Source organism: Streptomyces sp. N50 (assembly GCF_033335955.1).
Lineage (GTDB): Bacteria > Actinomycetota > Actinomycetes > Streptomycetales > Streptomycetaceae > Streptomyces.
The window spans coordinates 9916873-9942136 of sequence record NZ_CP137549.1; the positions used below are offsets into that span (position 1 = coordinate 9916873).

20 protein-coding genes and 3 pseudogenes are annotated in these 25264 nt (G+C 69.2%); 11 read left to right on the forward strand and 12 right to left on the reverse strand.

From position 1 onward, the window contains the following. Window positions 1-16 precede the first annotated feature (16 nt). Window positions 17-814 carry an IclR family transcriptional regulator gene (locus R2B38_RS44050; RefSeq protein ID WP_318021436.1) on the forward strand — a complete coding sequence of 266 codons (798 nt, stop codon included), beginning with the start codon at window positions 17-19 and terminating at the stop codon, window positions 812-814. Between the two features lie 108 nt (window positions 815-922). Here R2B38_RS44050 and R2B38_RS44055 read toward each other — a convergent pair whose 3' ends face one another. Continuing rightward, window positions 923-1999, reverse strand: coding sequence for a lipocalin family protein (locus R2B38_RS44055; protein ID WP_318021437.1), 1077 nt, complete (start codon window positions 1997-1999; stop codon window positions 923-925). A gap of 360 nt (window positions 2000-2359) precedes the next feature. Here R2B38_RS44055 and R2B38_RS44060 point away from each other — a divergent pair, with 360 nt between their 5' ends. Then, on the forward strand, window positions 2360-3025 hold the full coding sequence (locus tag R2B38_RS44060) for a TetR/AcrR family transcriptional regulator (RefSeq protein ID WP_318021438.1): 666 nt from the start codon (window positions 2360-2362) through the stop codon (window positions 3023-3025). A gap of 61 nt (window positions 3026-3086) precedes the next feature. On the opposite strand, the gene R2B38_RS44065 is transcribed toward R2B38_RS44060, so the two are convergent. The 3 genes from R2B38_RS44065 to R2B38_RS44075 all read right to left on the reverse strand — a co-directional run bounded on the left by R2B38_RS44065 (window position 3087) and on the right by R2B38_RS44075 (window position 5921). Further along, on the reverse strand, window positions 3087-4160 hold the full coding sequence (locus R2B38_RS44065) for a lipocalin-like domain-containing protein (protein ID WP_318021439.1): 1074 nt from the start codon (window positions 4158-4160) through the stop codon (window positions 3087-3089). A gap of 642 nt (window positions 4161-4802) precedes the next feature. Beyond that, window positions 4803-5411, reverse strand: a complete 609-nt coding sequence (locus tag R2B38_RS44070; protein WP_318021440.1) for a TetR/AcrR family transcriptional regulator — start codon at window positions 5409-5411, stop codon at window positions 4803-4805. A gap of 120 nt (window positions 5412-5531) precedes the next feature. Beyond that, window positions 5532-5921 (reverse strand): MarR family winged helix-turn-helix transcriptional regulator, encoded by a 390-nt coding sequence (locus R2B38_RS44075; RefSeq protein WP_318021441.1) that lies wholly within the window; start codon window positions 5919-5921, stop codon window positions 5532-5534. 204 nt (window positions 5922-6125) lie between these two features. Between R2B38_RS44075 and R2B38_RS44080 the strand changes: the two genes are divergently transcribed. From R2B38_RS44080 to R2B38_RS44095, 4 genes are all read left to right on the forward strand, one after another. Then, on the forward strand, window positions 6126-6881 hold the full coding sequence (locus R2B38_RS44080) for an SDR family oxidoreductase (RefSeq protein ID WP_318021442.1): 756 nt from the start codon (window positions 6126-6128) through the stop codon (window positions 6879-6881). A gap of 369 nt (window positions 6882-7250) precedes the next feature. Continuing rightward, entirely contained in the window at window positions 7251-9461 is a 2211-nt protein-coding gene (locus tag R2B38_RS44085; RefSeq protein WP_318021443.1) for an MMPL family transporter, read from the forward strand. Window positions 9462-9581: 120 nt separating this feature from the next. Then, window positions 9582-10244 carry an NAD(P)-dependent oxidoreductase gene (locus tag R2B38_RS44090; RefSeq protein WP_318021444.1) on the forward strand — a complete coding sequence of 221 codons (663 nt, stop codon included), beginning with the start codon at window positions 9582-9584 and terminating at the stop codon, window positions 10242-10244. A gap of 103 nt (window positions 10245-10347) precedes the next feature. Next, window positions 10348-11862: an MFS transporter gene (locus tag R2B38_RS44095; RefSeq protein WP_318021445.1), complete on the forward strand. Its 1515-nt coding sequence runs from the start codon at window positions 10348-10350 to the stop codon at window positions 11860-11862. A gap of 101 nt (window positions 11863-11963) precedes the next feature. Here R2B38_RS44095 and R2B38_RS44100 read toward each other — a convergent pair whose 3' ends face one another. From R2B38_RS44100 to R2B38_RS44120, 5 genes are all read right to left on the reverse strand, one after another. Beyond that, the gene (locus R2B38_RS44100) at window positions 11964-12668 is read right to left on the reverse strand and encodes a GntR family transcriptional regulator (protein ID WP_318021446.1); all 705 of its coding nucleotides are present in this window, start codon (window positions 12666-12668) and stop codon (window positions 11964-11966) included. Window positions 12669-12798: 130 nt separating this feature from the next. Continuing rightward, window positions 12799-13515, reverse strand: coding sequence for a GntR family transcriptional regulator (locus R2B38_RS44105; RefSeq protein WP_318021447.1), 717 nt, complete (start codon window positions 13513-13515; stop codon window positions 12799-12801). A 117-nt stretch (window positions 13516-13632) separates the two neighbouring features. Next, entirely contained in the window at window positions 13633-14838 is a 1206-nt protein-coding gene (locus tag R2B38_RS44110) for an acyl-CoA dehydrogenase family protein (protein ID WP_318021448.1), read from the reverse strand. Window positions 14839-15709: 871 nt separating this feature from the next. Beyond that, a complete protein-coding gene (locus R2B38_RS44115; RefSeq protein WP_318021449.1) occupies window positions 15710-16357 on the reverse strand; it encodes a response regulator transcription factor in 648 nt (215 codons plus the stop codon). Further along, the gene (locus R2B38_RS44120; protein WP_318021450.1) at window positions 16354-17580 is read right to left on the reverse strand and encodes a sensor histidine kinase; all 1227 of its coding nucleotides are present in this window, start codon (window positions 17578-17580) and stop codon (window positions 16354-16356) included. The genes R2B38_RS44115 and R2B38_RS44120 overlap by 4 nt, the downstream gene beginning before the upstream one ends. A 233-nt stretch (window positions 17581-17813) precedes the next feature. On the opposite strand from R2B38_RS44120, the gene R2B38_RS44125 reads away from it, so the two are divergent. Then, window positions 17814-18236: a DUF6069 family protein gene (locus R2B38_RS44125; protein ID WP_318021451.1), complete on the forward strand. Its 423-nt coding sequence runs from the start codon at window positions 17814-17816 to the stop codon at window positions 18234-18236. A gap of 164 nt (window positions 18237-18400) precedes the next feature. Continuing rightward, window positions 18401-18604 (forward strand): annotated as a pseudogene (locus R2B38_RS44130) (SIP domain-containing protein); the annotation flags it as partial. Between the two features lie 139 nt (window positions 18605-18743). Here R2B38_RS44130 and R2B38_RS44135 read toward each other — a convergent pair. Both R2B38_RS44135 and R2B38_RS44140 read right to left on the reverse strand, forming a co-directional pair. After that, window positions 18744-19816 (reverse strand): annotated as a pseudogene (locus R2B38_RS44135) (maleylacetate reductase). Next, a complete protein-coding gene (locus tag R2B38_RS44140; protein ID WP_318021453.1) occupies window positions 19816-20697 on the reverse strand; it encodes a dioxygenase in 882 nt (293 codons plus the stop codon). Before R2B38_RS44140 ends, R2B38_RS44135 begins: the two are co-directional and overlap by 1 nt. 331 nt (window positions 20698-21028) lie before the next feature. Here R2B38_RS44140 and R2B38_RS44145 point away from each other — a divergent pair, with 331 nt between their 5' ends. Together R2B38_RS44145 and R2B38_RS44150 are read left to right on the forward strand one after the other, a co-directional pair. Then, a complete protein-coding gene (locus R2B38_RS44145) occupies window positions 21029-22033 on the forward strand; it encodes an AraC family transcriptional regulator (protein WP_318021454.1) in 1005 nt (334 codons plus the stop codon). Window positions 22034-22430: 397 nt separating this feature from the next. Then, window positions 22431-23027: pseudogene (locus tag R2B38_RS44150) on the forward strand (sensor histidine kinase); the annotation flags it as partial. Here R2B38_RS44150 and R2B38_RS44155 read toward each other — a convergent pair. Continuing rightward, entirely contained in the window at window positions 23022-24008 is a 987-nt protein-coding gene (locus tag R2B38_RS44155; RefSeq protein WP_318021455.1) for an Lrp/AsnC family transcriptional regulator, read from the reverse strand. The pseudogene R2B38_RS44150 and the gene R2B38_RS44155 overlap by 6 nt on opposite strands. A 144-nt stretch (window positions 24009-24152) precedes the next feature. Here R2B38_RS44155 and R2B38_RS44160 point away from each other — a divergent pair, with 144 nt between their 5' ends. Next, entirely contained in the window at window positions 24153-25238 is a 1086-nt protein-coding gene (locus tag R2B38_RS44160) for an urea transporter (RefSeq protein WP_318021456.1), read from the forward strand. Window positions 25239-25264 lie beyond the last annotated feature (26 nt).

Here is a 25264-nt window from a genome sequence, read left to right on the forward strand (position 1 = left end):
ATCCACTATCCGGACCATGCCGCAGACAGGGACCGTGGGCTCGCTCAAGCGTGGAGTCGTCGTACTGAAGGCTCTCGCGAGCGCCGGGCCCGGCGGACTCGCGCTGACCCAGATCGCCGAGCGGTGCGGCCTGCCCCACTCGTCCGCCCACCGAGTCCTGAGCCAGCTCCGCGAAGCTCATCTGGTGCACCAGGACTCACCCGACGGCATGTACTCCCTCGGACCGCTCGCCTTCGAGCTCGGTGTCGCCGCCGCCCAGCAGTTCGACATCCGGGGCCGGAGCCGTCCCGCGCTGATCACCCTCGCGACCGAACTGGGTGACACCGTCTTCCTGATGATGCGCAGCGGCTCGGAAGCGGTCTGTCTCGAAGTCGAGAGCGGCCCGGCGCCCATCCAGGTCGTAACCCTGCGCATCGGCAGCCGCCGTCCGCTCGGTGTGGGAGCCGCAGGTCTCGCCATCCTCGCGGCCATCGAGCAGCCGGAACGCGATGACGTGCTGCGCGACGTCGTGGAGCAGATCGAGCACGACTGGGGAATCACCGAACAAACTCTCGACGAGCTCATCGCCCGGACCCGACGCCAGGGCTTCGCCCACATCGAGGACCAGATCACGGTCGGCGTCGCCGGGGTGGGCATGCCGATCCGCGACCTGTTCGGGCAGCCGATCGGCAGCGTGGGAGTCGCGGCCCCGATCAGTAGGATGCCGACGGCACGGGTCCGTGATGTGGCCGACGCCGTGGGACGCGCGGTCGGCCACATCGAGACGCGACTCTTCGCACATGGACCACGAGTTCGGCCGACCAGGGGGTCGTGACCTCGCCGTGCGCACAAGCGAGCTGCTGCTCGATCTCGACGCCGGCCCCTGAGGGGCGGCGCCGAGATCACCGACGATGCGGCTCGTGCGGTCAGACGGAGGTCAGGACTACTTCGAGGGCGCGACCTCGATGTAGGTGGTGCCCTTGACCGGGCGGTGGTCGTAGGTGCCGGTGACGGCGGCGCCGCCTTCGTAGCGGGGGCCGGTGATCACCAGCTCCTGGTCGTTGGTGTAGGTCTTGACGTTGAGCTTGGCGTGCTCGCCGGGGATGGTGACCTTCCAGCGGGTGGGGTACTTCTTGCCGGTGGTGGGGCTGGTCCAGAGGGTGGAGTTGTCGGGTGTGAGGGTCGCCTCGGCGACGGTCTGGGTGCCGTCGGGCTTGAGGACGGTCGCCCAGCTGTTCTCCTTGCTGTCCTCCGTCTTCCAGAGGCTGACCTTGTCACCGTTGGACAGGTTGAGGTTCATCCAGCCCCATGAGGCTTCGCCTGCGGCGATGTCGGGAAGGGGCCCCCACTGGCGGTCCAGCCAGGACTCTCCGCGGACCTTGTCGGTGCGGCCGTTGAGCGTCAGTGTGCCGGAGGTGGCCATGGTGGGGAGCGCGTACTCGTAGTTCGGGTATTTGGCGTCGCCGAACATGGGGAAGTAGCCCGTCCCCATGTTGTAGAGAACGTTGCCCTGCGGCAGGAAGGTGACGTCGATGGTCCCCTCGGGGACCTTGGCGTGCAGCTTCTGCTCCTTGATGTCGCCGGTCCAGCTGATGTTGTCGGTGTGGATGTCCACGCCCTGCTTGTCGGACAGGCCTGCCCGAGCCGGGAGGATGGCCTCCGACCTGGTGTACCAGCCGGTGTCCTCATCGGTGATCGACACAGCTGAGGAGGCTCGCCCCTGCTTGGCGTCACCGGCGCTCAGGTAGTGGGCCAGGAATCCGTAGTGGTGACCCCCGGCGGTCACGTGTGCGGTCACATACCAGGACTCGTTGACCCGGTCGGGGTTGGCGGTGAGGTCGGCGGCGGGGTCGACGGCGACCGGGAGGCTGGTCTGGTTCAGCCCCTTCCCGGAGGTGGTGCTGTGCGCCGCGGTCTGCCCGGAGGCTGTGGTCGCGGTGGCCGTTCCTCCCGAGACGAGGGCGAGCGAGGCGATGAGTGCGGCGGTGACGGTGGTCGCGCCGACAGTGGTCTTGCGCATGATGACTCCTTGTGCAGATGTCCTGCACGGATGGCATGAACGTACGAAACGGTTTCGTACTCTCGAAGGTTGCAGTTGTGGGCGGAAGGGAAATCCGCTGACGTCGGATGGGCGCTGCGCCGGCTCGTTGGCGGGCGGCGTCTGTCTTCGGGCGCTTCGTGCCGACCGCCCGAAAGAAATATCCAACACCCGTAGGATTATTGATATGGTGGCCCGTGTCAAGCCGGTCTCCGGGCAGGGGCCGCTGCGTCGGATCCGGGACCGGCGCCGACCTGGGACGGTGCTCAGCCGTACCGACAGGGGCGGATACGCTGGTGCGATTGACGGGCACCCGCCCGCAGAGCCGACTGAGGAGGACACGTGGGAGGCAAGCCGACCACCACCCGACGCCCGGGGCGTCCCGGCGCGGATTCCGCCGAGATGCCCTCTGCGCCGGACGTGCTGCAGCGGGGCCTAGAGGCGTTCGCGGAGCTGGGATACGACCGGGCGTCCGCGCGGGAGTTCGCACGCCGTCTCGGGGTCGGCCCGACCTTCATCAACGACCGCTACGGTTCCAAGGCGGCCTACTGGCGTGCGGTGGTGGATGCTGCCCTGGGGGCTCAGATCACCCGCATGGTGCCGGCCGCCCCGGGGAGCGACGACGAGGACGTGGTGCGGCAGTTCGTCAGGGAGTTCTACCGCACCACCATCGGCGAGCCGTACCTGGCCATGCTGATGGCGGACGAATCCGCGCGGGACACCGAGCGGCTGGACTACCTCTACCAGAGCTACATCGAACCGACGCTGGCCCTCGTCACGCCCAGCATCGAGAGGCTGATGGCATCCGGGCGCATGGCACGGGTCTCGATCGACATCGTGTTCTTCGCCATCGTCACTCCCGTGTCGGGACTGGTGCAGGAGCCGCTCGCCCGGCGCGTGGGCGGCTACGAGCACATGACGCAGGCGGACCGTCTCGCCAAGGCGGAGGCCCTGGCCGCACTGGTGATGGACGGCCTGCTGACCCCGGGTGACGCAAAGCGCCGGTAGCGAGATGTGAACTGGCGTGTTCCGCGTGGGAGGACTAGTGCGCCAGCCGTCCAGGACGTGGTCAGCGCCTCCAGTCGCCCACCTGCTCGGTGTAGTTCGTGCCGGTGACCTTCTGGCCTTCGTAGACCCCGGTATAGACAGCGGGTGCCTCGTAGACGCCGTTGCCGGCCTTGTCCGCGGCCTTCTGGTCCTCGGGGCCGTTGACGCGGACGGTGAGACGGGTCTTCAGCGAGGGGATCTCGACATGCCAGCCGGTGGCATAGGTCTTGCCGGTCTTGGCGCTGGTCCAGGTCCTGTTCACGCCGTCGGCCAGGGGCTTGACCGCCGCCAGGTCGTAGGAGCCGTCCGGATGCAGGACGGTGGCCCAGGAGTTCTCGCTCTTGCTGTTCACGGCGTCCCAGAGGGCGAGCGTGTCGTTGTTCGGCAGACGGACGCTCATCCAGGTCCAGCGCATGGTGGGATCGTCCACGGGGGTTTCGCCCCACTGCCGGTCCAGCCAGCTCTCTCCGGAGATCTTCTGGGTCTTTCCGTTCAGCGTGAGGGTGCCGTTGGTCCGCATCGACGGCAGGGCGAATTCGTACTGTGTGTCACCCAGCATCGACCAGGTGCCGGTCCCCGCGTAGTTCAGGGCCGGGCCCTTGGGAACGAGCTTGATGTCGAGGCCGCCCCGCGGGGTGGTGGCCTGCAGTGACATGCGCTGCGCGTTGCCCTTCCAGGTCAGGCCGGGCATCTTGATGTCCAGCCCGGTGGTGCTCCAGTGGTAGTCGTTCTTGGCGATCGGGACGTCGTACCTCTTGTACCACCCGCTCGTCTTGTCCGTCACGACGACCGAGAGCGAGTACTGATCGACGTTGGGCTGACGCAGCGTGATGACGTGAATGCCGAAGTCGTGACCGCCGGCCTTCACTTCGCTGTTGACGTAGATCGAGTCGGTCCAGGTCTTGCCGCTGGTGGGGGGTTGGGCGGCGAGGCCGGTCGAGGGGTCGAAGGCTGCCGGTATCCCCTTGCCGGTGGTGATGTTGGCTGCCTTGCGCGATTGGGGCGCGGCCTGGGCGGCGGGCAGGGCCGCCATGCCGACCATGGCTGCGGTGGCGGCGGAGACGATGCCCAGTTTTGCCCGCTTGTTCATCTTCATGGATGTTCTCCCTGGAGTGCGGGGGACGGCTGTGGAGCCATTCGCTCAACGCTCGTGGAGTGATCATAGGGGTGCGCGGGCTGGTCGCTCAATGATTGTTGAGTAAGTTGGCGGGGTGACGTGGAACACCGTGCGGAGGCGGGTGGCGTTGCCTGGACTCTCGGCTCTGGGAGGGCGAACGGCCATGGGATGACCCTTGGTCAGGTACGGAGCGGCGATGCGGTTCACCAAGCAGGCCCCCGGTGCCCAACTGAACGCCCTGACGCCGGACTTGATCCGCGCGGGCACGCCGGTGGCCGCAGTGGTGTGCGGCGAGCGGGGAGGGCCGGATCCCCTCCCCGCTGGTCTCGATCCAGCTCCCCGGCGGGTGCGCCTCGGCGGGTTCCGTTCGGACCGCGGCGGCTTGAGTCGCTCATTGCGTACGACCGCCGGGCCCGGCCCGAAAGCCGCTCGGGGTGCCCGGCGGGCCTCTGGTCGCTGGCCTGTCCGGCGTTGTGGTCGGTCACGCCTGATACGGGCGGTGGATCATATGGTCGGCCGCAGGGCGACATGCGCGTCGGCCGCACCCGTCACAGCCGTCTCTGATATCTCAGGGCGGCGCTGCCCGCCGCCTCGCGGCTGGAGGACGGGCGAGGCGAGGCCTCAGTCGGCTTTCTGATGGCCCTTCAGTGCTGATTCCGGCAGCAGTACCTCGACGGCCGGACGCAGATGGGTGACGAGGTCATCGACGCTGGCATGCTCGACGGCGGAGGCCTTCAGTACATAACGCGTGATGGCGACACCCAGCGTCAGCGCGCCCACCAGCTGGCCACGCAGCTCGCTCGATTCGCCGTCGGATGCACCCGAAACGCGGCTGTGCTGGGCGATGGCCGTTACGTTGAAGAGTTTCAACGCCTCCTCGGCGCTCTCGTCGTGGGTGAGCATGGAGCGAAAGGTGGAGGCGGTCGCCTCCGGCTGTTCGTCCATCGCCTCCAACACCGCGCGGATCATCCGCTCGCTCAATCCCTCAGCCGGTCCGGCTGCCACCGCCGCCATGTCCAGATTCAGCTGCACCGCGGCCCGGAACAGTTCCTGCTTGCTGCCGAAGTGCTGCATGACCAGTGAGGGATCGCACCCCGCCCGTCCGGCCACCGCCCTGATCGTGGCCTTCTGGTAGCCGGACTTGGAGAACTCCTGCCGGGCGGCATCCAGGATGGCCGAACGCGTACGGGCGCGGCGCTGCGCCCTGGTGTTGATCGGCGTATCCGACATCACATCACCCAATTCGCTCAACGCACGCTGAAAGTCATCCCGGCGCGCACCTGCGATGACTCTATATGCGTTGAGCGAAGAGGCCCCATAGCTGACACACGCCCGCCGGTCGGGTGGGGTTCAGCAGTCGTTGTCCGGGATGAGCGCCTCGCGCTGAGCCGTCTGGGCCACTCGCATGAGGAGACGGCGGAGGTGGTTGGCGTCGTCCTCGTCGAGGTCGGCGAGCAGGCGTGCCTCGGCGAGGGAGAGGCCGTGTTGAGCGCGCTCGAGGTGGGCGCGTCCTTCGTCGGTGATCAGGACCTGGCGGGCCCGTCGGTCCCGCGGATCGGGCCTGCGCGTGATCATCTGGCGGGCCTCGAGATCGTCGAGCAGGTATGTCATGACGGTGCGGTCGAGGTTTACCTGCTGTGCGAGGGCGAGCTGGGACGGGGGCTCGCCGTGAGCCAGGGCGACCAGGACGAGGTAGCCCCGCGGCCCGCCCGGCAGGTCCGCCACGGAACTGGTGGCCATTCGGCCGAAGGTCGAGGAGACCAAGCGGAGCGCCCACCCCAGCTCCGACTCGACCCCGGTTCCGTTGGCAGGGGAAGGGGATGCGCTCATCCGGCCAATCTACCGCACTCGCACAGCCTGCCAGATAGTCTTGTCGTCAGAACATCTGTCGGGCATAGTTTCTGGCCAGGAACCCAACCTGCGCGGACAGGAAGTGAGAACGTGATGAGTGCCGGTACCCCGCTGCAGGGCAGCACCGCCCTCGTGACCGGAGCCACCGCGGGCATCGGCCGTGCCGTGGCGCAGCGACTGGCCGAGCAGGGCGCGGAGGTCGTTCTTCACGGGAGAGACCGCACCCGCGGAGAGGCCCTGGCCAAGACCATCGAGCAGGCGGGCGGATCCGCCCGGTTCGTCGCCGCGGATCTGGCCGACGCCGAGGACACCCTGCGGTTGGCCTCGGAGGCCGGCGACATCGACATCCTCGTGAACAACGCGGGCGTCTTCACCGCCTTCACGCCGACCGCGCAGACCGACGCGGCCGCCTTCGACCTGCACGTCGCGGTCAACACCCGGGCCCCGTTCCTGCTGGTCGGCGCCTTTGCCCCGGCCATGGCCGCCCGGGGACACGGCTCGATCATCACGATCGGGTCGAGCTCCGTCAGGACCCCCGCGCCGATCGGCGCGGCCTACGGGGCCTCCAAGGCCGGCGTCGAGCTCCTCACCCGGTACTGGGTCACCGAGTTCGGTGGCAGCGGGGTACGGGTCAACACCGTCTCACCCGGTCCGGTGGTGACTGAAGGTCTCTCCGCCGCGCTCGGGGACCAGATCTCAGTGCTGGACCAGGCCAGCGCCCGGGGCCGGGCGGGCGAGCCGAGTGAGATCGCCGACATCGTCGCCTTCCTCGCCGGCCCCGCGAGCAGCTACATCAACGGCGCGATCATCTTTGCCGACGGCGGCGAGACCAGTCGGCTGCCGGTGTGAGGAAACCGCCGTGGAGATCCTCTCGATCGGTGCCACCAGGCTCGTCGACGGCGTCGTAGCCCGCCGCCTTGCCGGTGTCCGGAGCATCACGTCACCCAGGTCGCGGCGGTCGCTCCCAAGTTCCTGGGCATCACCCCGGTCTCAGAGGATCTGCCGGAATGAGCCGCCGCCAGAACCCTCGGCGTCTCGCTGACCTGCCAATGAGCTCCGCCCGCTGACCTCGTCATCGCTCGCGCGATGACCGGCCCCGGCTTCTGGCGGAGCGTCACGCCGCCCCCTGCGCAGAGCCAGGGCGTTCCGCCGGCGACGAGCCGGCACCTTCCGTCTATCGGCACCTGCCGAACTGCTCACCCGAACGTGGAGCCCGAATTGTCCGCTCTCGCACGCTGGTGCTATCAACGCCGGCTCGTTGTCGTCCTCCTGTGGCTCGGCATGCTCATCGGGCTCGCCGCCCTGTCGCAGGGCGCCGGAAGTGCCTACAACAACAGCTTCTCGCTACCGAACACCGAATCCACCCGGGCCCTTAACCTGCTGAAGTCGTCCTTCCCGGCGCAAGCAGGTGACTCGGACACCGTGGTCTGGCATGTCAAGACCGGCTCCGTGCGCGACAGCGCGACGAAGACGCGGATGACGGGCACGCTGGACAAGATCTCCAAGCTGTCCGAGGTCAGCGATGTCACCAGCCCCTACGATCCGCAGGGTGCGGCCCAGATCAGCAAGGACGGTCGCACGGCCTACGCCCAGGTGAACTTCGCCAAGGTCCAGCAGGATCTCGACAAGTCGGACATCCAGCGGGTGATCGACACCGCCGAGGCGGCCAGGACCGACGGCCTGCAGGTCGAACTGGGCGGCCAGGCGATCCAGAGCACCGAGCAGACGCCGCCGGCCACCAGCGAACTCGTCGGCGTGGTGGCGGCCGCCGTGGTGCTCTTCCTCGCCTTCGGTTCGCTGTTCGCCATGCTGTTGCCGATCCTGACCGCGGTAGCCGGGGTCGGCACCGCCATCCTCGCCACCGGCCTGCTCAGTCATGCAACGACCATCGGTGAGATCGCCCCGACCCTGTCCGCCCTCATCGGTCTCGGTGTGGGTATCGACTACGCCCTCTTCATCGTCACCCGGCACCGCAAGGGCCTGCAGTCCGGGCTCGACGTCCAGGAATCCCTGGTCAGGGCGGTGAACACCTCGGGACGTGCCGTACTGTTCGCCGGCGGCACCGTCTGCATCGCCCTGCTCGGCATGTTCGTCCTCCAGACCAAGTTCCTCAACGGAGTCGCCATCGCCTCGGCGCTGACGGTGGCGCTGACCGTGCTCGCCGCGGTCACCCTGCTTCCGGCCCTGCTGGGACTGCTCGGCACACGGGTCCTCGGCCGGCGGGCACGGCGCCGGCTGGCCGAGGGCGAGCCACTGCCCGAGAACGCCACATCCGGCCCCTGGGCGCGCTGGGCCGCCCTGGTGCAACGGCGGCCGCGAGTGCTGTCCCTGGTCGCCCTGGTGGTGATGGTCGTCCTCACCCTTCCCGTGTTCTCCCTGCGTCTGGGGTCGTCCGACGCAGGCAACAACCCGGCGTCCACCACCACGCGCAAGGCCTACGACCTGTTGGCCGACGGCTTCGGCCCCGGCTTCAACGGGCCGCTGCAACTGGTTGCCGAGGCCCCCACTGCCGCGGACAAGGCCGCTCTGACGAAACTGTCGGCCCAGTTGAAGAACGTCGAAGGGGTCGCCAGCGTCGCCGCCCCGCCCATTCGACAGGGTTCCACGGTGGGCATCGTCCAGGTCGTCCCGACCACATCCCCACAGGACAAGCAGACCTCCGACCTGATCGATCACCTGCGTGACAAGGTGATCCCCGCGGCCGAGAAGGGCACCACCCTCAAGGTCCACGTCGGCGGATCGACCGCGATATTCAACGACTTCGCGACCGTGCTCACCGGCAAGCTGCCGCTGTTCATCGCGGTGATCGTGATCCTCGGCGGGCTGCTGCTCCTGCTCGCCTTCCGCAGTCTGCTGATCCCGGCCGTCGCGGCCGTGATGAACCTGCTGGCCGCCGGAGCCTCCTTCGGCGTCCTGATCGCGGTGTTCCAGTGGGGCTGGGGCTCGGACGCCCTGGGGCTCGGCCGGGCAGGTCCGGTGGAAGCCTTCCTCCCCGTGATGATGATCTCCATCCTGTTCGGTCTGTCCATGGACTACCAGGTGTTCCTGGTCAGCCGGATGCACGAGGAATGGGTGCACACCAAGGACAACGCCCGAGCGGTGCGGGTCGGCCAGGTGGAGACCGCGCGGGTCATCACCGCTGCCGCCGCCATCATGGTCTGCGTCTTCATCGCCTTCGTCTTCGGCGGCGAGCGCACGATCGCCGAGTTCGGCATCGGCCTGGCCTCCGCGGTCGCCCTGGACGCCTTCATCCTGCGCACCATCCTGGTCCCCGCGTCCATGCACCTGTTCGGCAAGGCCAACTGGTGGCTCCCGGCCTGGCTGGACCGCAGGATGCCCCACCTCTCCGTCGACCCGCCGGACGAACCCCTGCCGGCCCCGTCGCCGGACAGCCCGGCTCCGGAACCTGAACCGTCCACCCGCCCCTGAAGACCGTCCTGCACAGCCCGGTGGAGGAGGTGCCTGGGTTCATCGGCCTCCTCCACCGCCCCCCTCCGGCGACCGCCCGAGTCGTGTGCGTCGTCCGTTCTCCCTGACCAGGTGACTTCCATGACCAATCTGCTGGTTCTCGGCGGCAGCGGCCGTACCGGAATCCATGTGCTCATTCAGGCCGTGGCACGCGGCCACCGGGTTCGCGCGCTGGTGCGCGACCCCGACGCCGTCCAGGCCCCGGTCGGCGTCGAGCTGATCCGGGGCACGCCCTCGAACGTCGACGACATCCGCAAGGCCGCCCAGGGCAGCGAGGCCGTGGTCAGCGCGCTCAACAACTCCCGCGCATCCGACAACCCCTGGGCCAAGTCCGTCAGCCCGCCCATGTTCATGACCGACGCGATCCGCAACACCCTGACTGTGATGGGCGAGCAGAGCATCCGCCGGATCGTGCTCACCTCCACCCAGAACTCCGGAGACGGCAGGGATCAGGCCAACCCGGCTTTCAAGGCCCTCGTCAAGCTCTCCAATCTCAAGGCCACCTTCGACGACCACGACGGGGTGGACGAGGTCGTACGCGCATTCGGCACCGACTGGACCCTCGTGCGGGTGGTCCTGCTCGCCGACAAGCCCCTCGTCACCCCGGTGTGGGCCGCCGAGGCAGGGACGGAGAAGCCGGGCAGGCGGATCAACCGCGGTGACCTCGCCGGCTTCCTCCTGGACACGGTCGAGCAGGGCACGTGGATCCGCAAGGCTCCGGTCGTCTGGAACGCGGGCGGCTAACCACTCCTCCGCCCGGCACGGGAGGCGCCGCTGAAGAGACCAACCCGACTGGTTGACATATCAAAGAGATGAACTGATATTTCAAGGAACTCGCGGCGTATCAATGACGACGCGTTCGGAGGACCCCTTGAACTCGCCCACTCCCGTTATCGCCGGTGCGGTCTCCTTCCGCAGTGCCGGATGGACTCCGCGGCTTGTCCTGTCCCTGATCTCCCTGGTCTGCCTCGTCGAGTCGGCGGCCTTCGTCAACATAGCCACCAACACCGCGCTTCCCCGGATCATCGGGCACTTCAACACCACCCAGGGCGGCTGGCTGGTCACGGTCGCCGCGCTGGCCGGAGCAGCCTCCTCCCCACTGTTCGGCAAGCTGGCCGACCTGTACGGCAAGCGCCGGATGATCCTGATTTCCCTGGTCGTGGCCGGCCTTGGCGAGATCCTCGCGGCGGCCGCTCCCGCGTTCTGGGTGATGATCGTCGGCCATGTTCTGCTCGGCGCGCTCACCGCCCTGCTGTTCCTGTGCTACTCGCTGATCCGGGACGTCTATCCGAAGAAGCTCGTTCCCTTCGCGGCGAGCGTGTCGGTGACGGGCATGGGGCTGCTGCTGGTCGGTGCGCCGTTCCTGATCGGCGTGCTGATCGACAACTTCGGATTCCGTTCGGTGTACGTCTTCAACCTCGCGTGGCTGGCCGTGACGGGGGTGGTCCTGGTGCTGACCACGCCGGAGACGAGCGTGCGCCGTCCCGCGCGCATGGACGTGCGCGGTGTGCTGTTGTTGGCCGGCGGTGTCACGTTGATCCTGCTGCCGGTGAGCAAGGGCGCGGACTGGGGGTGGGGCTCGGCCCGGGTCATCGGTCTGCTGATCGGCGGCGCGGTCGTGCTCGCGGTCTATGCTCTGCTCTCGCTTCGGACCCAGGAACCGGTGCTGAACCTGCGGGTTCTGGTCCGCCGGAGCGTCCTGTTCGGCGTGCTGGGCGGGGGTATGGGCAACAGCCTCGCGTTGGTGCTGACGACGCTGCTGGCGTTGCTGGCCATGACGCCGCGGAAGCTGGGCGGAACCTACGGCCTGGGCTACTCGGCGACCCACTACGCCCTGGTGACTGTGCCGTTCACTCTTGCCAGCGTGGTGGCCGGCATCACGGTCGGCGTGCTGGTCCGGCGCGTCGGCCCCCGGTTGCTGATGTATCTGGGCCTGGGGCTGCTCACCGCCGGCTCGCTGGTCCTGGTGTCCGCGCACGACACGCTCGGCAAGATCCTCGTCGCGTGCACGATCGCGGGTCTCGGGAGCGGTGCGGCGATCGCCTCCATGCCGAACCTGGTGATCGCGGGCACGTCGGAGTCGGAGCAGGGGGCGATGTCGTCGGCCGGCGGACTCAGTTCGGGCCTCATCGGCGCCGTCATGACCACCACGGTGTTCGCCATCATGACGCCCACCGCCAAGTCTCCGGCACCCGGTGTGCTCATCTACGGCGACTCCGGTATCTCGACCGCGTTGCTGGCCGTTGCCGGTGTCGCATTCGGCACCCTGCTCATCGGTGTGATCTTCCTTCGCTCCCGCGACGGTGGGCTGGCCGAGAAGCAGGGGCTGGCACCCGTAGAGGGAACCGCGCTGGCCGTGTAAGGCGAATGGCTTGGCCGTGGCGGTCATCTGACGCCACGGCCGAGCCGGCGCGAGCGTGGTCGAACCACGCCGTCTGTATGTCATTTGTGCCCGACTGCGGGTCAGTCACGCACCGTGGTGATCTCGCTGGCGACGACAGACGGCCAGCGGGTCAGGATTCTCAGGACGCGCGCGTGCAGGTCGCCGATGTAGTCGCGGGCTAGCGCGGCGGCGGCGTCACCGTCGCGGCGTTCGACGAACTGGACCAACTCCGCGCCGAGCGAGGGAGCGGCCATCGAGGTGTCGGACTCGGTGAGAATGAGCGCCAGGACGCGGGTGATGTCGTTCTGCAGCCGGTCGTGGATCCTGACCAGGTAGTCGTTGTCGGTCGCCGCGGCGAAGAGTGCGAAGCACGCGGCGACCGCCTCGACCCGCCGCATGGGCTGCTCGTCGACCTCGCCGCTGCCGGGTATCGCCGTGGAGAGCGCGGCGATGATGTGCCGGCGCTGTTCGGCGGTGGCGTCCTGCACGCCGAGCCTAATGGTCTCGGGTCCGACGATCCGCCAGAGCGTGAACAGATCGTCGACGGACTTCAGGGTGAGCGGGGTCACCTGGTAGCCCTTGCGCGGCATCGTCTGCACGAGGCCCTCGTGGCTGAGGCGGCTGAGTGCGTCGCGGATCGGGGAGATGCCGAAGCCGGTGGTCTCGGCAAGTGAGCGTTCGGTGAGGCGCCGGCCCGGGACGATCCGGCAGGACACGATGTCGGCCCGTAGCTGTCGGTAGGCGGCGTCGCCGAGGGACAGGGGTTCGGACGAGGGCACTGACACGTTGCTCGCTCCCGCGATCGAGGCGCTCGGTGATATACCAGCCAAACGATGATAGCGCTCACAGGCGGACACCGACCGGCCCCCGCGCCTCATCCGGCGACGTGGGTGGTGTAGGTGGTGTGGCGTGGCCTCAGCGCCGCAGCGGAAGTACGACGCCGTCGCCGTTCTTCGTCCGGTCGGTCAGCAGGCGCACGGCCGACGCGCGGGTTGCCGCCGCGGCACGGCGGGTCAGCCGCGTGACTCCGAGCGCGTCGCGCCGGTCGATCACCGAGTGCCATGCCACGCCTGCGGCCAGGAGCGTGTCGACGCAGTCGGCCGAGATGAGGATCAAGGCCAGGACACGCCACATCTCGCACGACAGAGACCGGTAGACCTCGATGATCCGGTCGTTGCGGGAGGCGTTCGCGACTAGGTCGAAGGTCTGTTCGGTGATGTCGAGGAACCGGACGACCCCGTCCCGGTCCAGTGGGCCGGCGAGCACGGCGTTCCCGTCCACCATCAGCTGTCGCAGCTGGGCGGCCTGCTCCGGGTCGGCCCGGCTGGTGCCCAGCGCGGCCATCTCCGGGCCGAGCAGTGCCCAGACTGCGAACAAGTCGTTGACCGACTTCAAGGTGAGTGGGGTGATCCGGTACGCGTGGGGGGAGACCGCCTGGACCAGGCCGTCACCCGCGAGGCGCGTCAACGCGTCGCGGACCGGGGGCGACCCCAGTCCGAATCGGACGGCGCTGGCGTGCTCGGTGAGCGGCTGGCCGGGGACCAGCTCGCCAGTCATGATCCGGGTCCGCAGCATGCGGTAAACGTCCTCGGGCGACTGGGCTTCTGTCGCCGACGCAGGTCCGTCCGCCATGGTCCCGCCTCTCGGCCGAACGTCCCGCAATCGGTGCGGCGTGCCACACCGGTGTGGCCTGACGAACGGCATGTTATGACGACAGATCTGAAGTGTCATAGCGGAGTTGGAGAGTATTTAAACGTATTGGCGCAGCTCGCGGCGTGCCAGGGACATCTTGTGCACCTCGTCCGGCCCGTCGGCGATACGCAGCATGCGGGCCTGGGCATACAGCTCGGCCAGGGGGAAGTCCTGGCTCAAGCCGCCACCGCCGTGGGCCTGGATCGCATGGTCGATGACCCAGGCGGCCATCCGCGGCGCGGCCACCTTGATGCCCGAGATCTCGATCGCCGCACCGCGGTTGCCGACGGTGTCCATCAGCCATGCCGTCTTCAGCACCAGGAGGCGGGTCGTCTCGATGCGTATGCGTGCTTCCGCCACCCAGTTCTGAAAGACGCCCTGTTCGGCGAGCGGTTTGCCGAAGGGGGAGCGCTCGTGGGCTCGGGTGCACATCAGGTCGAATGCGCGCTCCGCCATGCCGACCAGGCGCATGGCGTGGTGGATCCGGCCGGGACCGAGGCGTGCCTGCGCGATGGCGAAGCCGCCGTGCAACTCGCCCAGGAGGTTCTCCCGAGGGACCCTGACGTCGTCGTAGAGGATCTCGGCGTGACCGCCGTGACCGCTGTCGGAGTAGCCGAACACACTGGTCGATCGCAGGACGTTCACCCCGGGGGTGTCGAGCGGGACCACGACCATGCTGTGGGTGCGGTGGTGTTCTCCGCCCGGATTCGAACGGCCCATCACAACGGCCACCTTGCAGGCGGGGTTCATCGCGCCGCTGGACCACCACTTGCGGCCATTGATCCGGAAGCCGCCCTCGTCCTCGGTGATCAGGGTGTCGATGTTGTTCGCGTCGGAGCTGGCGACCAGGGGCTCGGTCATCGAGTAGACGGAGCGGATCTCGCCGTCCAGCAAGGGCTGGAGCCACCGCTCCCGGACCGACGGCCTGGCGAAGTGCGCGAGGATTTCCATGTTGCCCGTGTCGGGCGCGGAGCAGTTCAGTGCTTCCGGCATGATCCACGGGCTTCGGCCTGTTGTCTCGGCGACATGCGCGTACTCGAGGTTGGTCAGGCCCGTGCCCCGCTCTTCGGGAAGGAAGAGGTTCCACAGGCCACGGTCACGGGCTGCCTTCTTGAGCTCCGCCATGACCGGCGGGGTTTCCCACGGACCGATCTCGGTCTTCTGCCGCGCGTACACCGGCTCTGCGGGGATGACGAACTCGTCCAGGAACTGGGTGGCTCGTAGCTTGAGGTCCCGGATCTTCTCGGTCTCCCTGAAGTCCATCGCTGTTCCGTCCTGTCGTCTCGATCGCGCACTCGGCGGCCCGCGCCCGGGGCGGATGGCGCGGACAGAGACGACGTCTCCCTCGGCCTCTGCCGGGCGAGTTCGGCTCGGTGGCCGTTGCCGTTCGGCGTTCCGAAGGCCGGGACCAACCTTGCCACAGGTCCCCTTGGCGGTCCACTGGTCCACATTACGGATCGAGGTATTTCCTGTCCGACCTCGTCTCATCGGCCGGCACCGTGGGCCCGGTGGGCCGGAGCGATCGGCGTGACGCCCGGAAGCCGCCAACTGCGCGGGGCTGGTGGGGCTTCTCGACGAAGGGCCGCGCGGCCGTGGCCACGCAGCCCCCTTCCGCCATCCCGCAGCTGAGCACCGGCTGCGGGATCTGGGTAGACGTGGTCTGAACTGCTACGCCCCGAAACGACCCCACGCGACCGCAACCGGCAAGGCGATGAAGCGCAGGTTCACGGCAGCCTTTGCGGTCTCGGAGCGACGGAGGTGGACCACGGACCCAACCCCGGTCGGCACGATGCCGCCGAGAGCGGCCCAAGGGGTCAGCACCGACGTGATACCAGTGGCATCCGGGAAGATCGGACCGAAACCCACCAGTGCGCCGAGCGGCCCCGGCACGGGACAACCAGCAGAGCGGCAGTTCAAGCGCTCCTGGAGGACGAACGTTCAGCACTCCGGTGGCAGCATGTTCGGCGGGCGGGACGCTGTCGGCTCGGATGCACAGCGGTACGCACCGCCGCTCTCCGACAGAGCGGTGCTGATCGAGTCATCGGTCCAGCGGTTCCGATGTGGCGAACACGCTTGTCGGCAGGCGACATTCGCGGAGCGGCAACGGCGGCGAGCTCGACGACGTCGTCGGCACTCAGTCCATGCGGATGATTCCCCGGCCCAGTGCGGCGGTGACGGCGGCGGTGCGGTCGCCGACGTCGAGTTTGGCGTAGATGTGCAGCAGATGGGTCTTGACCGTGGCCTCGGACAGGCGCAGGGCGCGGGCGATCTGCTTGTTGCTCTGTCCCCGGGCCACGGCGGACAGGACCTCGAGTTCCCTGCCGGACAAGCCGCCGCCCCGGTCGCCGCGCATATGGGCGAGGACCTTGGCGGCCACCGTGGGCGACAGTGCCGCACCTCCCCGGGCGGCGGTACGGAGGGCCTCGCAGAGCTCGTGTCGTGCGGTGTCCTTGAGCAGGTAGCCGACCGCGCCGGCGTCGATCGCGGCGGTGATGTCGGCGTCCGTGTCATAGGTCGTCAGGACGAGTACCCGCACCTCGGGGTGGGCGGCGCGGATGGCGGCGGTCGCGGCGGTGCCATCCATACCGGGCATCTGCAGGTCCATCAGTACGACGTCGGGTGCGAGCGCAGCGGTCTGGCGCAGTGCCTCGGCACCGGTGGAGGCTTCGCCGACAACTGTGAGGTCGGGCTGGGTGGAGAGCATGGCGGCGAGCCCGTCGCGGACCACGGGGTGGTCGTCGGCGAGGAGGACCCGGATCGTGGGACCGGTCGCAGGACTCATGACGCCGGGGCCAGACGTTCGGTGCCCGACACGGCGGCCGAGGCTTCGGGGGCCGGGGAGTCGACGGGGAGCCGCACCGTGACCGCGATGGTAGTGCCCTCGCCCGGGGCGCTTTCGACCGCGAAGGTGCCTTCCAGGGCGGCGATGCGCTCCCGCATGGTGATCAGCCCGATGCCGGTGTGCCGGGCGGCGGGTGCGAAGCCGGTGCCGTCGTCCTGGACGTCGATGGCCAGGACATCGCCGAGGTACGAGAGCGTGACCGCCACGCTCACCGGGCGGGCGTGGCGCCGGGCGTTGGTCAGTGCCTCCTGCACGACGCGCAGCAACTCGCCCTCCGTAGCGGTCGGCAGGGCGACCGGTCGGCCGGTCACGACCGTGTAGGCCTCGATGCCGGTTTCCTCCGTCAACCGTGCGGTGAGCTCGCGGACCGCGTCCGCCAGGTGCGTGCGGTCCAGCGGCGCCGGGCGAAGGGCGTGCACGAGGCGGCGGCTCTCGACGAGGTTGTCCCGAGCTGTCCGCATGGCCTGTTCGACGCGGCGGGCCGCGGGGGAGCCGGGCGGCAGGTCGTCACCCACGGCGTCCAGCAGCATGGCGATGGACGCGAACCCCTGGGTCAGCGTGTCGTGGACCTCCCGGGCCAGGCGCTGGCGTTCGGCCAGGGTGCCCGCCTGGCGTTCCGCTGCCGCTCGTTCGGCCTGGGTGGCGGTGAGTTCGTCCAGGAGCCGCTGCCGCTTGTGACTCTCGTGGTCGAGGGTGGCGACGTAGCAGGTGATGGTGACCGCCACCGCGGTGCCGAACACACAGCCCATGAGCTCCCGCACGTCGACGGAGCCGTGCGTGGCGAAGCTCTGCAACGACCAGGCGGCGCCCAGCACCAGTACCGCGCCGGTCGACCACCAAGGCCGCCGCAGCCAGTACGGGCTCAGCACCGCCACGGCGACCGGGAGGAACGCGGAGTCCACCACCGCCATGACCGCCCACACGGCCAAGGCCCCGACAAGGTAGAGCGGCGGCGGGCGATCGGCGCCGCCGCGCAACGCGATCCCGTACACGTACCAGAGGGCGAGCCCCAGCGCCGGGCCGATCCGCGACAGCGCAGCGCCGGTCGTCATGTGCGTCCCGGCCAGCGACCCCGGCATGGACAGAGCGAACACGGTCGCGAAGAAGGCGTGCTGCCCCATGACCTTCCAGCGCTCCCACTCCCACGCCTGTTGCAGTGCCATGGCCCTCAGCGTAGGCGCAGCGGCGTCGCGGAAGAATCAGCCGGCCAGTGGGCGCGGGTCCACCGATCGGTGGACGAAGAGCACGTCGATCGGTCGATGTGTGGGAGGGGCGCGGACGGCGACGATCGGCCCGCGACGACGGCCTGCCGTTCTGGCAGACCGGGGGTTCGCGTGGTACGCCGCCGCGTACACCGCCGGTCGCACCATCTTCTCTCTCACCATCTGGAGTCGCCATGTCCTCCGTCTCTGAGGCGCTTCCCGTACGTCGGGGTCCGCTCGTGGTGGCGGGAGGTGTCCTCGGCGCCATCCTGCTGTCCTCCCTGGCCAACGCGTTGATCGCCGTACTGGCGCACGCGCTGGGTGCACCGGACGACTTCGACCCGCTGAAGCCCCCGGCGTACATCTTCCTGACCACGCTGGGAGTGCTGGGAGGAACCGTCGGATGGGTCGTGGTCCGCAGGTTTTCGCGCGATCCCGAACGGCTGCTCCGCCGGCTCGTCCCTTCGGTCGTCGTGGTCTCCTTCGTTCCCGACTTCTTCCAGTTCGGCGCCGGCGAGGCGACTGGTGTGGTGGCACTGCTCCTCATGCACGTCGTGGTCGCCGTGATCGCGGTGTCGGCGTACCGCAGGGTCATGCCGCTGAACTCGGTGCGGTGATCCCGCGCGGGCCAGACCACGTCCGTCCCGCTGCGCCAAGGCCCGCCTGCGCCAGACGGCCCCCGAACTCCCCTCCCTCGTCGACCGGTTGTCCGTGTGGCAGTACGAACCCGCCGGTGCCGTCGAGTTGGGAGCCCAGGTGCGGCTGAGCTGGCCGGAGGGTCTCGGGCTGCGTGGAGACGGAGACGCCGGCGGACCGGCTGCCGCTTACCCGCGACGACCGCCTCGACTGGCTGGTCAGGGGCGGTACATCGCTGCCGGCTTCTGTACGGCGACTCGCTCCCGTGCCCGGCGGCGTCGCGTATGTCGCCGGGGAGGCGCGGACCGTGCGAGCGGTGCGGCACGGGCTCGTGCGGGAGGCAGGCTGAGACCGTCGGTCGGTCCTCACCAAGCCGTTCTGGGCGCCGGGCAGACGTGGCTGGAGTGACGACCGGCTCCTTCGCGAACAGCCTCCCGTCTCCCGCCTGGACTCGGTGATCCGGCTGCGCCGCTGGGGCGGCCGTCTTCTCAGGCGGTCGGGGGTTGTCCGGCCCAGGCGGTACGCAGGAGTCGGCCGAGGCCCTCCGCGGTCACCTCACGAGGGTTGGCGTAGGGGTTGGCCAGCGTGACTTGGACGATCCGGTCGACGGCGCTCTCGGGCATGCCGAGCTCCCGCAGGGATCGCGGGGCGCCGAGCCGGCCGGCGAGGTCCCACAGGTAGGTGGCCGGGTCTACGGGGGTGCCGAGGGCGCGGCCGAGAGCGGCCACCGCCTTGGGTGCCGCGCCCTGGTTGTAGGCGAGGGCGTGGGGAGGACCACGGTGTGGGTGGGGGCGTGGGGCAGGTCGAGGGTGCCGCCGAGGGTGTGGCAGAGCTTGTGGTGCAGGGACATCGTGGTGGCCCCGAGGCAGGTGCCGCACAGCCAGGCGCCGTACTGGGCCCGGGCGCGGGCGTCGAGGTCGGTGCCATCGGCGACGATGTCCGGGAGCGCGGCGGCCAGCGCCCGTACGCCTTCCTCGGCCATCAGGTCGACGATGGGGGAGGCGTCGGGCGCGTAGAGGGCTTCCACCGCGTGCGCGATTGCGTTCATGCCGCTGGTCACCGAGACGTCCGTCGGCAGCGCGACGGTGAGCGCGGGGTCGTACAGCACCGAGACCGGCAGGACGCGTGGGTCGCGGCCGGTGCGCTTGACGCCGTTCTCGGTCAGACCCCACACGGGCGTCATCTCGGAGCCGGCGTACGTCGTCGGTACGGCGATGACCGGCAGGCCGTACCGCAGGGCGACGATCTTTCCGAGGCCGATCGCCGAGCCGCCGCCGACGGCGACGCAGCCGTCCGCGTTCACCTCCTTCGCGCGTCGTTGGGCCTCTGCCGCCGACTCGGTGGGTACGTGCATCCGGGCGTGGGGGTGGATGTCCACCGCGCGCGGGCCGATGAGGCCGGCGACCATCGCCGCGAGCTCCCGCTGTCGGGGCGAGCACAGCACCATGACGCGCTTGAGGTTCGCGTGGTCGATCTCGTCGGCGAGCCGGCCGAGGGCGCCGGTGCCCATGACCACCCGCATCGGCAGTGCCTGGTAGGCGAAGGCGAGCGGGGTGTTCATCACTGGGCGTCCTTGTCCGTCGCGGGCTCGACGGTGATGTCGAACTCGGCCATGCGGAACGGAGCGGTGACCCGGTACTCGCGGGCCTTCTCCTCGTCGTCGACCTGCGCGAAGTCGACGACGAGGCTCTCCTTGACGGCGAAGACGGCGTCCGAGTCCAGGTAGGGGCCGTCGGCGACGAAGATGTGCGTCGTCAGCGTTCGGTGGCCGTCGGCCTCGACGATGAAGTGGATGTGCGCCGGGCGGTAGGGGTGCCGCCCGGTGGCGCCGAGCAGCGTTCCCACCGGGCCGTCGGTCGGAATGGGGTAGTGGCTCGCCACGATCGTGCGAAACCACACCCGGCCTTCGCCGTCGGTCCGGAACAGCCCACGCCCGTTGCCCAGCGGCTGGACGTCGGGCTGCTGCACGTCGTAGAAGCCGTCCTCGGTGCACTGCCACACATCGACGCTCGCTCCGGCCAGCGGGCCGCCGTCCGCCGACGTGACGCGGAGCGAGACGACACAGGGTGTTCCCGTGCCCATGAGGTCGATGTTGTCGCCGCTCTCGCGCTCGGGGGACTCGACGACGTGGAAGGGTCCCAGGACGGTGCTCTCGGTGCCGCCGCCCTGCTCGTTCACGGTCTCGACCAGCATGGAGACACCCAGGACGTCGGAGAGCAGGATGAACTCCTGGCGGGTGGGGCCACATGTCTGCCCTACGGCCGTGAGGTAGTCCACCGCGTACTCCCACTCCTGGATCGTGGGACGCAACTCACGGATGTAGTCGTGCAGATGTAGGACGAGCCCTTGGAGCAGTTCACGCAGGCGCGGGTCCGGGGTGTCAACGAAACTGTCCACGACAGCGGCCGTGATGGCCTTCGTCGCCTCGTCGGTTCCGGGCATGACAAACCTCCAGTGGTGGCGCGTTCCTCGACCGGGCTCGCGGCCCCGATATGCGTCTGCTGCCGTCGCACGCCGGGCGGTGCCGGGCGAACGAGTTGAGGGAAACGCTAGGGAGCCACGGCCGGGGGCGATATCCGCGGAGCGCGACCGCCAGCCGAATCGCGCGACGCGTTCGGACGGCCGGTCAAGGGCGCGGTCAGGAGGGCTCATGGTGGACTCGCGTCCACCGCCTGTGTGACGAGGCTCGCACCAGACCGATGACCTGGCGTGATCTGTCGAAACCCGTCGATCACCCCTTGTTGCGAAGACAGGGCGCGGATAACAATGGCGCATGGGCCGCTTCCCCTTGGCGAGCCACGTGCTGTGCCGCGACTCGGGCTTCGAGGATTTCCGCGAACGCCTAAACGAGCTGTTCTACCCGGCGGAGGTCACCCCGCTGTCGGGTCCTGAGGGCCCCGGCGGCGAACTCCGTGGCACCCGCACCGAGCACGTGACCGTCGGCCTGATGACCTTCGGCCAGCGCACGCGTGTCGATCCCGGGCGGACGCCGTCGCACTACCACGTCAACGTCGTCCTGCGGGGGGCCATCGAAGCGGCCACCGGCCGCCAGGAAATGGTGGCCACCGCCGGAGACGCGATGGTCTTCACACCGTCACAGCAGCATCGGCTGCTCAGTTGCGATCAGGGCGAACAACACCTGGGAATCAAGATCGACCGGAGTCTCGTCGAAGCAGAACTCGAGGCCCTCCTGGGCCGCACGCCGCAGGCTCCGCTGGAATTCGCGTTCGACTTCGATCTGACTACTGCGACCGGGCGCAGCTGGCGCAGCACCCTGGACCTGTTGCTCGCGGAGTCCGACAGCACCGGCGGGCTCATCGGCCGGCTCCCGGTGCAGCGGCACTTCGAGCGCCTCCTCGTCAGCAGTCTGCTGCTGGCGCAGACGCACAACTACACGGAGGCGCTGCTGCGTCCACAGCCTCCCGCCTACTCGCGGACGGTACGCAGGGCCGTCGACCTGATCGAGGCCCACCCCGAGACCCCGTTCACCGTGGGGGACCTGGCCCGGGCGGCAGGCGTCAGTGTCCGACGTCTCCAGGAAGGATTCAGGGAGCACCTCGGCGTGACCCCGCTGACGTACCTGCGCAACGTCCGCCTGGACCGTGTGCACGCCGACCTTCTCACCGGAGCCACCGGAGTCACCGAAGCGGCCGGGCGGTGGGGCTTCACTCACCTGAGCAGGTTCTCCGCCGCCTATCGCCGGCGCTTCGGTGCCACGCCCTCGGTGACATTGGCCGAGGCCGGCGGGCGCGACCTCGGCGAACGGATGCCGACATAGCCGACAGCGCGGCTGACGCGCCGGCCACTGTCCCACGCGGCGGGGAAGACCTCTGGGAACTTTCTGGGAACGGGCGGCACGACGGTCGTGGGCGCCGCGTGACCTGCGGCGCTCTCCCACCGGCTCTCAGAAACCTCCCAGAACCTCTCGGGAACGTCGTACCCGGAACCGCCAGTGTGTGCGGGTCCCCTCGCATGCGGCCCCGCGAGCGAAGCGGTGTGTTTCCCTTTGGCTGCCACCACGCCCCGCCTCCGGACCATGCCTGGTCCCGGCCCATGGCCTGGTCCGGAGGCGGGGTCCCCACGCCGCATCGTGCCGGTCCGGCTGATTGGCACATGGCAGAAGGGCCTGGAAGGCGCGGTGGCCGTGCTGTGCGCGGTGGTCGCCATGGCGGCCGCGCGAGGACGTCGACGGCACGATGAACCGCATCACCCGGGAGTCCGAACGCCTCACCCGGCTCGTTGAGGACATGCTCCAGCTGGCCCGCCTCGACGAACATGCGTTGAGGACCACGGGGAGCCCCAGTGGTTCGCACACGCCCGGCATCCCACCGGACCTCGACTGCACCCCCGCCGACCTGCGCACCCTCGCCCTGCACGACGTACGCGCCCTGGACCCGGCCCGTACCGTCACACTCACCGAACCGGCCGACGGCCCGCCCGCCCCCGCACCGGCCCTCGCCGACGAGGCCAGGCTGCGCCAGGTCGTCACCAACCTGGTCGGCAACGCCGTCATCGACACTCCACCCGGCACTCCCCTCCGGATCGGCGTCGGTACGGTCGACGACCATGCCGTCCTGGAGATCGCCGACCAGGGACCAGGCCTCACTCCGGAGCAGAGCAGCCGTATCTTCGAACGCTTCTACCGCGCCGACACCTCACGCAACCGTGCCACCGGCGGCTCGGGCCTCGGCCTGTCCATAGTCCACTCCCTGATCACCGCTCACGGCGGACACATCGAGGTCGAATCGGCCCCCGGCGAGGACTCCTCATGAAGGTCGGCCGCTCGGCGCGGCGCGTTGTTGCCGGAGCAGGGGGGCGAGCACGCCGCTGCGCTTGAACGAAGTGACGACCAGGCGGGTGTCGACGGCATGGGCGGTGGTCAGCGCTGGAGAGGTCGTCACGAAGTCGTAGAGCTCGCGACGGTCGCGGGTGATGATGTCGGCGAACAACTGGTGTTCGCCCATGATCGCGGCGGCATACCGGATGCGCGAGTCGTCGGCGAGCAGAGCGCCGATACGGTCGACGTCATGCGGGCCAGCCTTGATCCACAGCACCGCCTCGGTGCCGAGACCGAGGTGGTGCGGTTCGACCACCGCGCGAATCGTGAGCCGACCGTCGCGTCGTAGGGCCTCAAGCCGTCGACGAGCCGTGGATTCGGCGACGCCGAGCAGGCGCGCCAGCCGGTCCGTGGGGATGCGGCCGTCTTCTGCCACTGCCTGGGCGAGCGCTCGGTCGGCGCTGCTGAGCGCCTGCGGTGCGCTGTCCGCCGACTGCGGTGGCGGGACGAAGGGGCGAAGCGCTTCGGCCTCTTGCGGCTGCAAGAGGCCGGGGTGCCACTGGAAGCCCGTGCGGAAGTACTTCATCACCGGCAGTGTCGACATGGCGACCAGGCCGGGCGTTCCGGGCAGGTCGTCGTGGAGCAGTGCGGGGAGCGCGCCGGGAGCGGTGCACACCTCGGTCACGCAGTCGGCCGGTCCGGTCAGCGTGTAGGTGAACGTCGTGTCGGTGCGGTGCGCGAGCGCCGTGGCGGTGAGGCGGATCGTGTGGGTGGTCCCGCTGATGCTCAGGATCGAGGCCGTACCGGGGGTCTCCCATCCTGAGATCACCACGGTGCCCGATTCCAGAAGAGCGGTACCCCGTCGGCTGATCGTGCGTTCCGGCTCGCCGAGCGTCTCCGCGATCAGGCGCCATGGGGCTCGTCCGTCGATCTGCAGCGCCCCGACGATCCGCCGGTCCAGGGCATCGAGCGTCATCGGCCAACAATATGGCCAGATTCGCGATCTCGCCATCAGTCGTTGCCGGTTTGCGCCAGGCGCAGCGAGTCTTTGGCGGCATCGATACGTCGCGACCGCCCCGCGTCGCACGCGACGTTCTCACTCGACCCCCGGAGACGAATCATGGCAAGCACCGCCGACGGCACAGCCGCCCTCTCCTTCACCACGATCGCCCGCGAGGCGGTGACCGGCACGATGCCGTCACTTCGCGAGGCCACGGACCGCCGGCCCTGGCTGCGATTCCTCGATTCCTGTCTGCGCGGGATCGGTCAGGGAGGGCTGGTCAACAACCCCGTCGGTGGCCTGTTCTTCCTGGCCGCGATCGCGACGTTCTCACCGTGGGTGGGTGTGGCGGCGGCGGTGGGCGTGCTCGCCGCGACGGCGACCGCCGAGTTCTTCGGCCTCGACCGTACGCACATCGGCGCCGGTCTATACGGCTACAACGGAGCCTTGGTGGGCACGGGCCTGGTCACCTTCCTCGGTCCCCAGTGGAATCTCGCGGTCCTCGGCTATGTCGTTGTCGGCGCGGCGCTGACGAGCCTGGTGATGGCGGCGCTCGTGGTGACCCTGCTCAAGACATGGAACGTGCGCCCGACCGCGCTGCCGTTCAACATCGTGCTCACCTTCCTGCTGATCGCGCTGCTGCACAGCTCGCGCGGGCACGCCGGTCCGCTGGTGGCCGCCAAGAACGTCGGCGCCGTCGACCACGTCGACACCGTGCTGCGCGCAGCCCCCGGCGGCCCTGGAGCGAACTCGCTCGCCAACGTCTACGAGGCGGTGCTCCACGGGATCGGTCAGCTGTTCTTCCTCGACAGCAACCTCGGCGGCTACCTGATCCTCGCCGGCCTGGTGATCTGCTCGCGTCGGATCGCCGTACTCGCGGTGCTCGGCTCGGCAACCGCCGTGCTGACCTCGATGGCGCTGGGCATGGACGGCTTCCGTATCCACCTCGGCGTGCCCGGTGTCAGTGGATTCCTCACCTGCGCCGCGCTGGGCGCGGTGTTCCTGCGCCCCTCGATCCGCTCCTCTCTGATCGGCGTGGCCGCTGCCGCCGCCAGCGCGGTCTTCCTGGCCGCCCTGACTCCCGTGGTCACTGCCTGGGGGCCGCCGGCGGCGTTCTCCCTGCCCTACTGCCTCGTCACCATCCTCGTCCTCTTCGCCAGCGGCGCGCAGCGCACGGCCTCGACGCCCTTGGCGCAAGCCGCGTGACCACCCGCCCCAGCCGGCCCCACCGA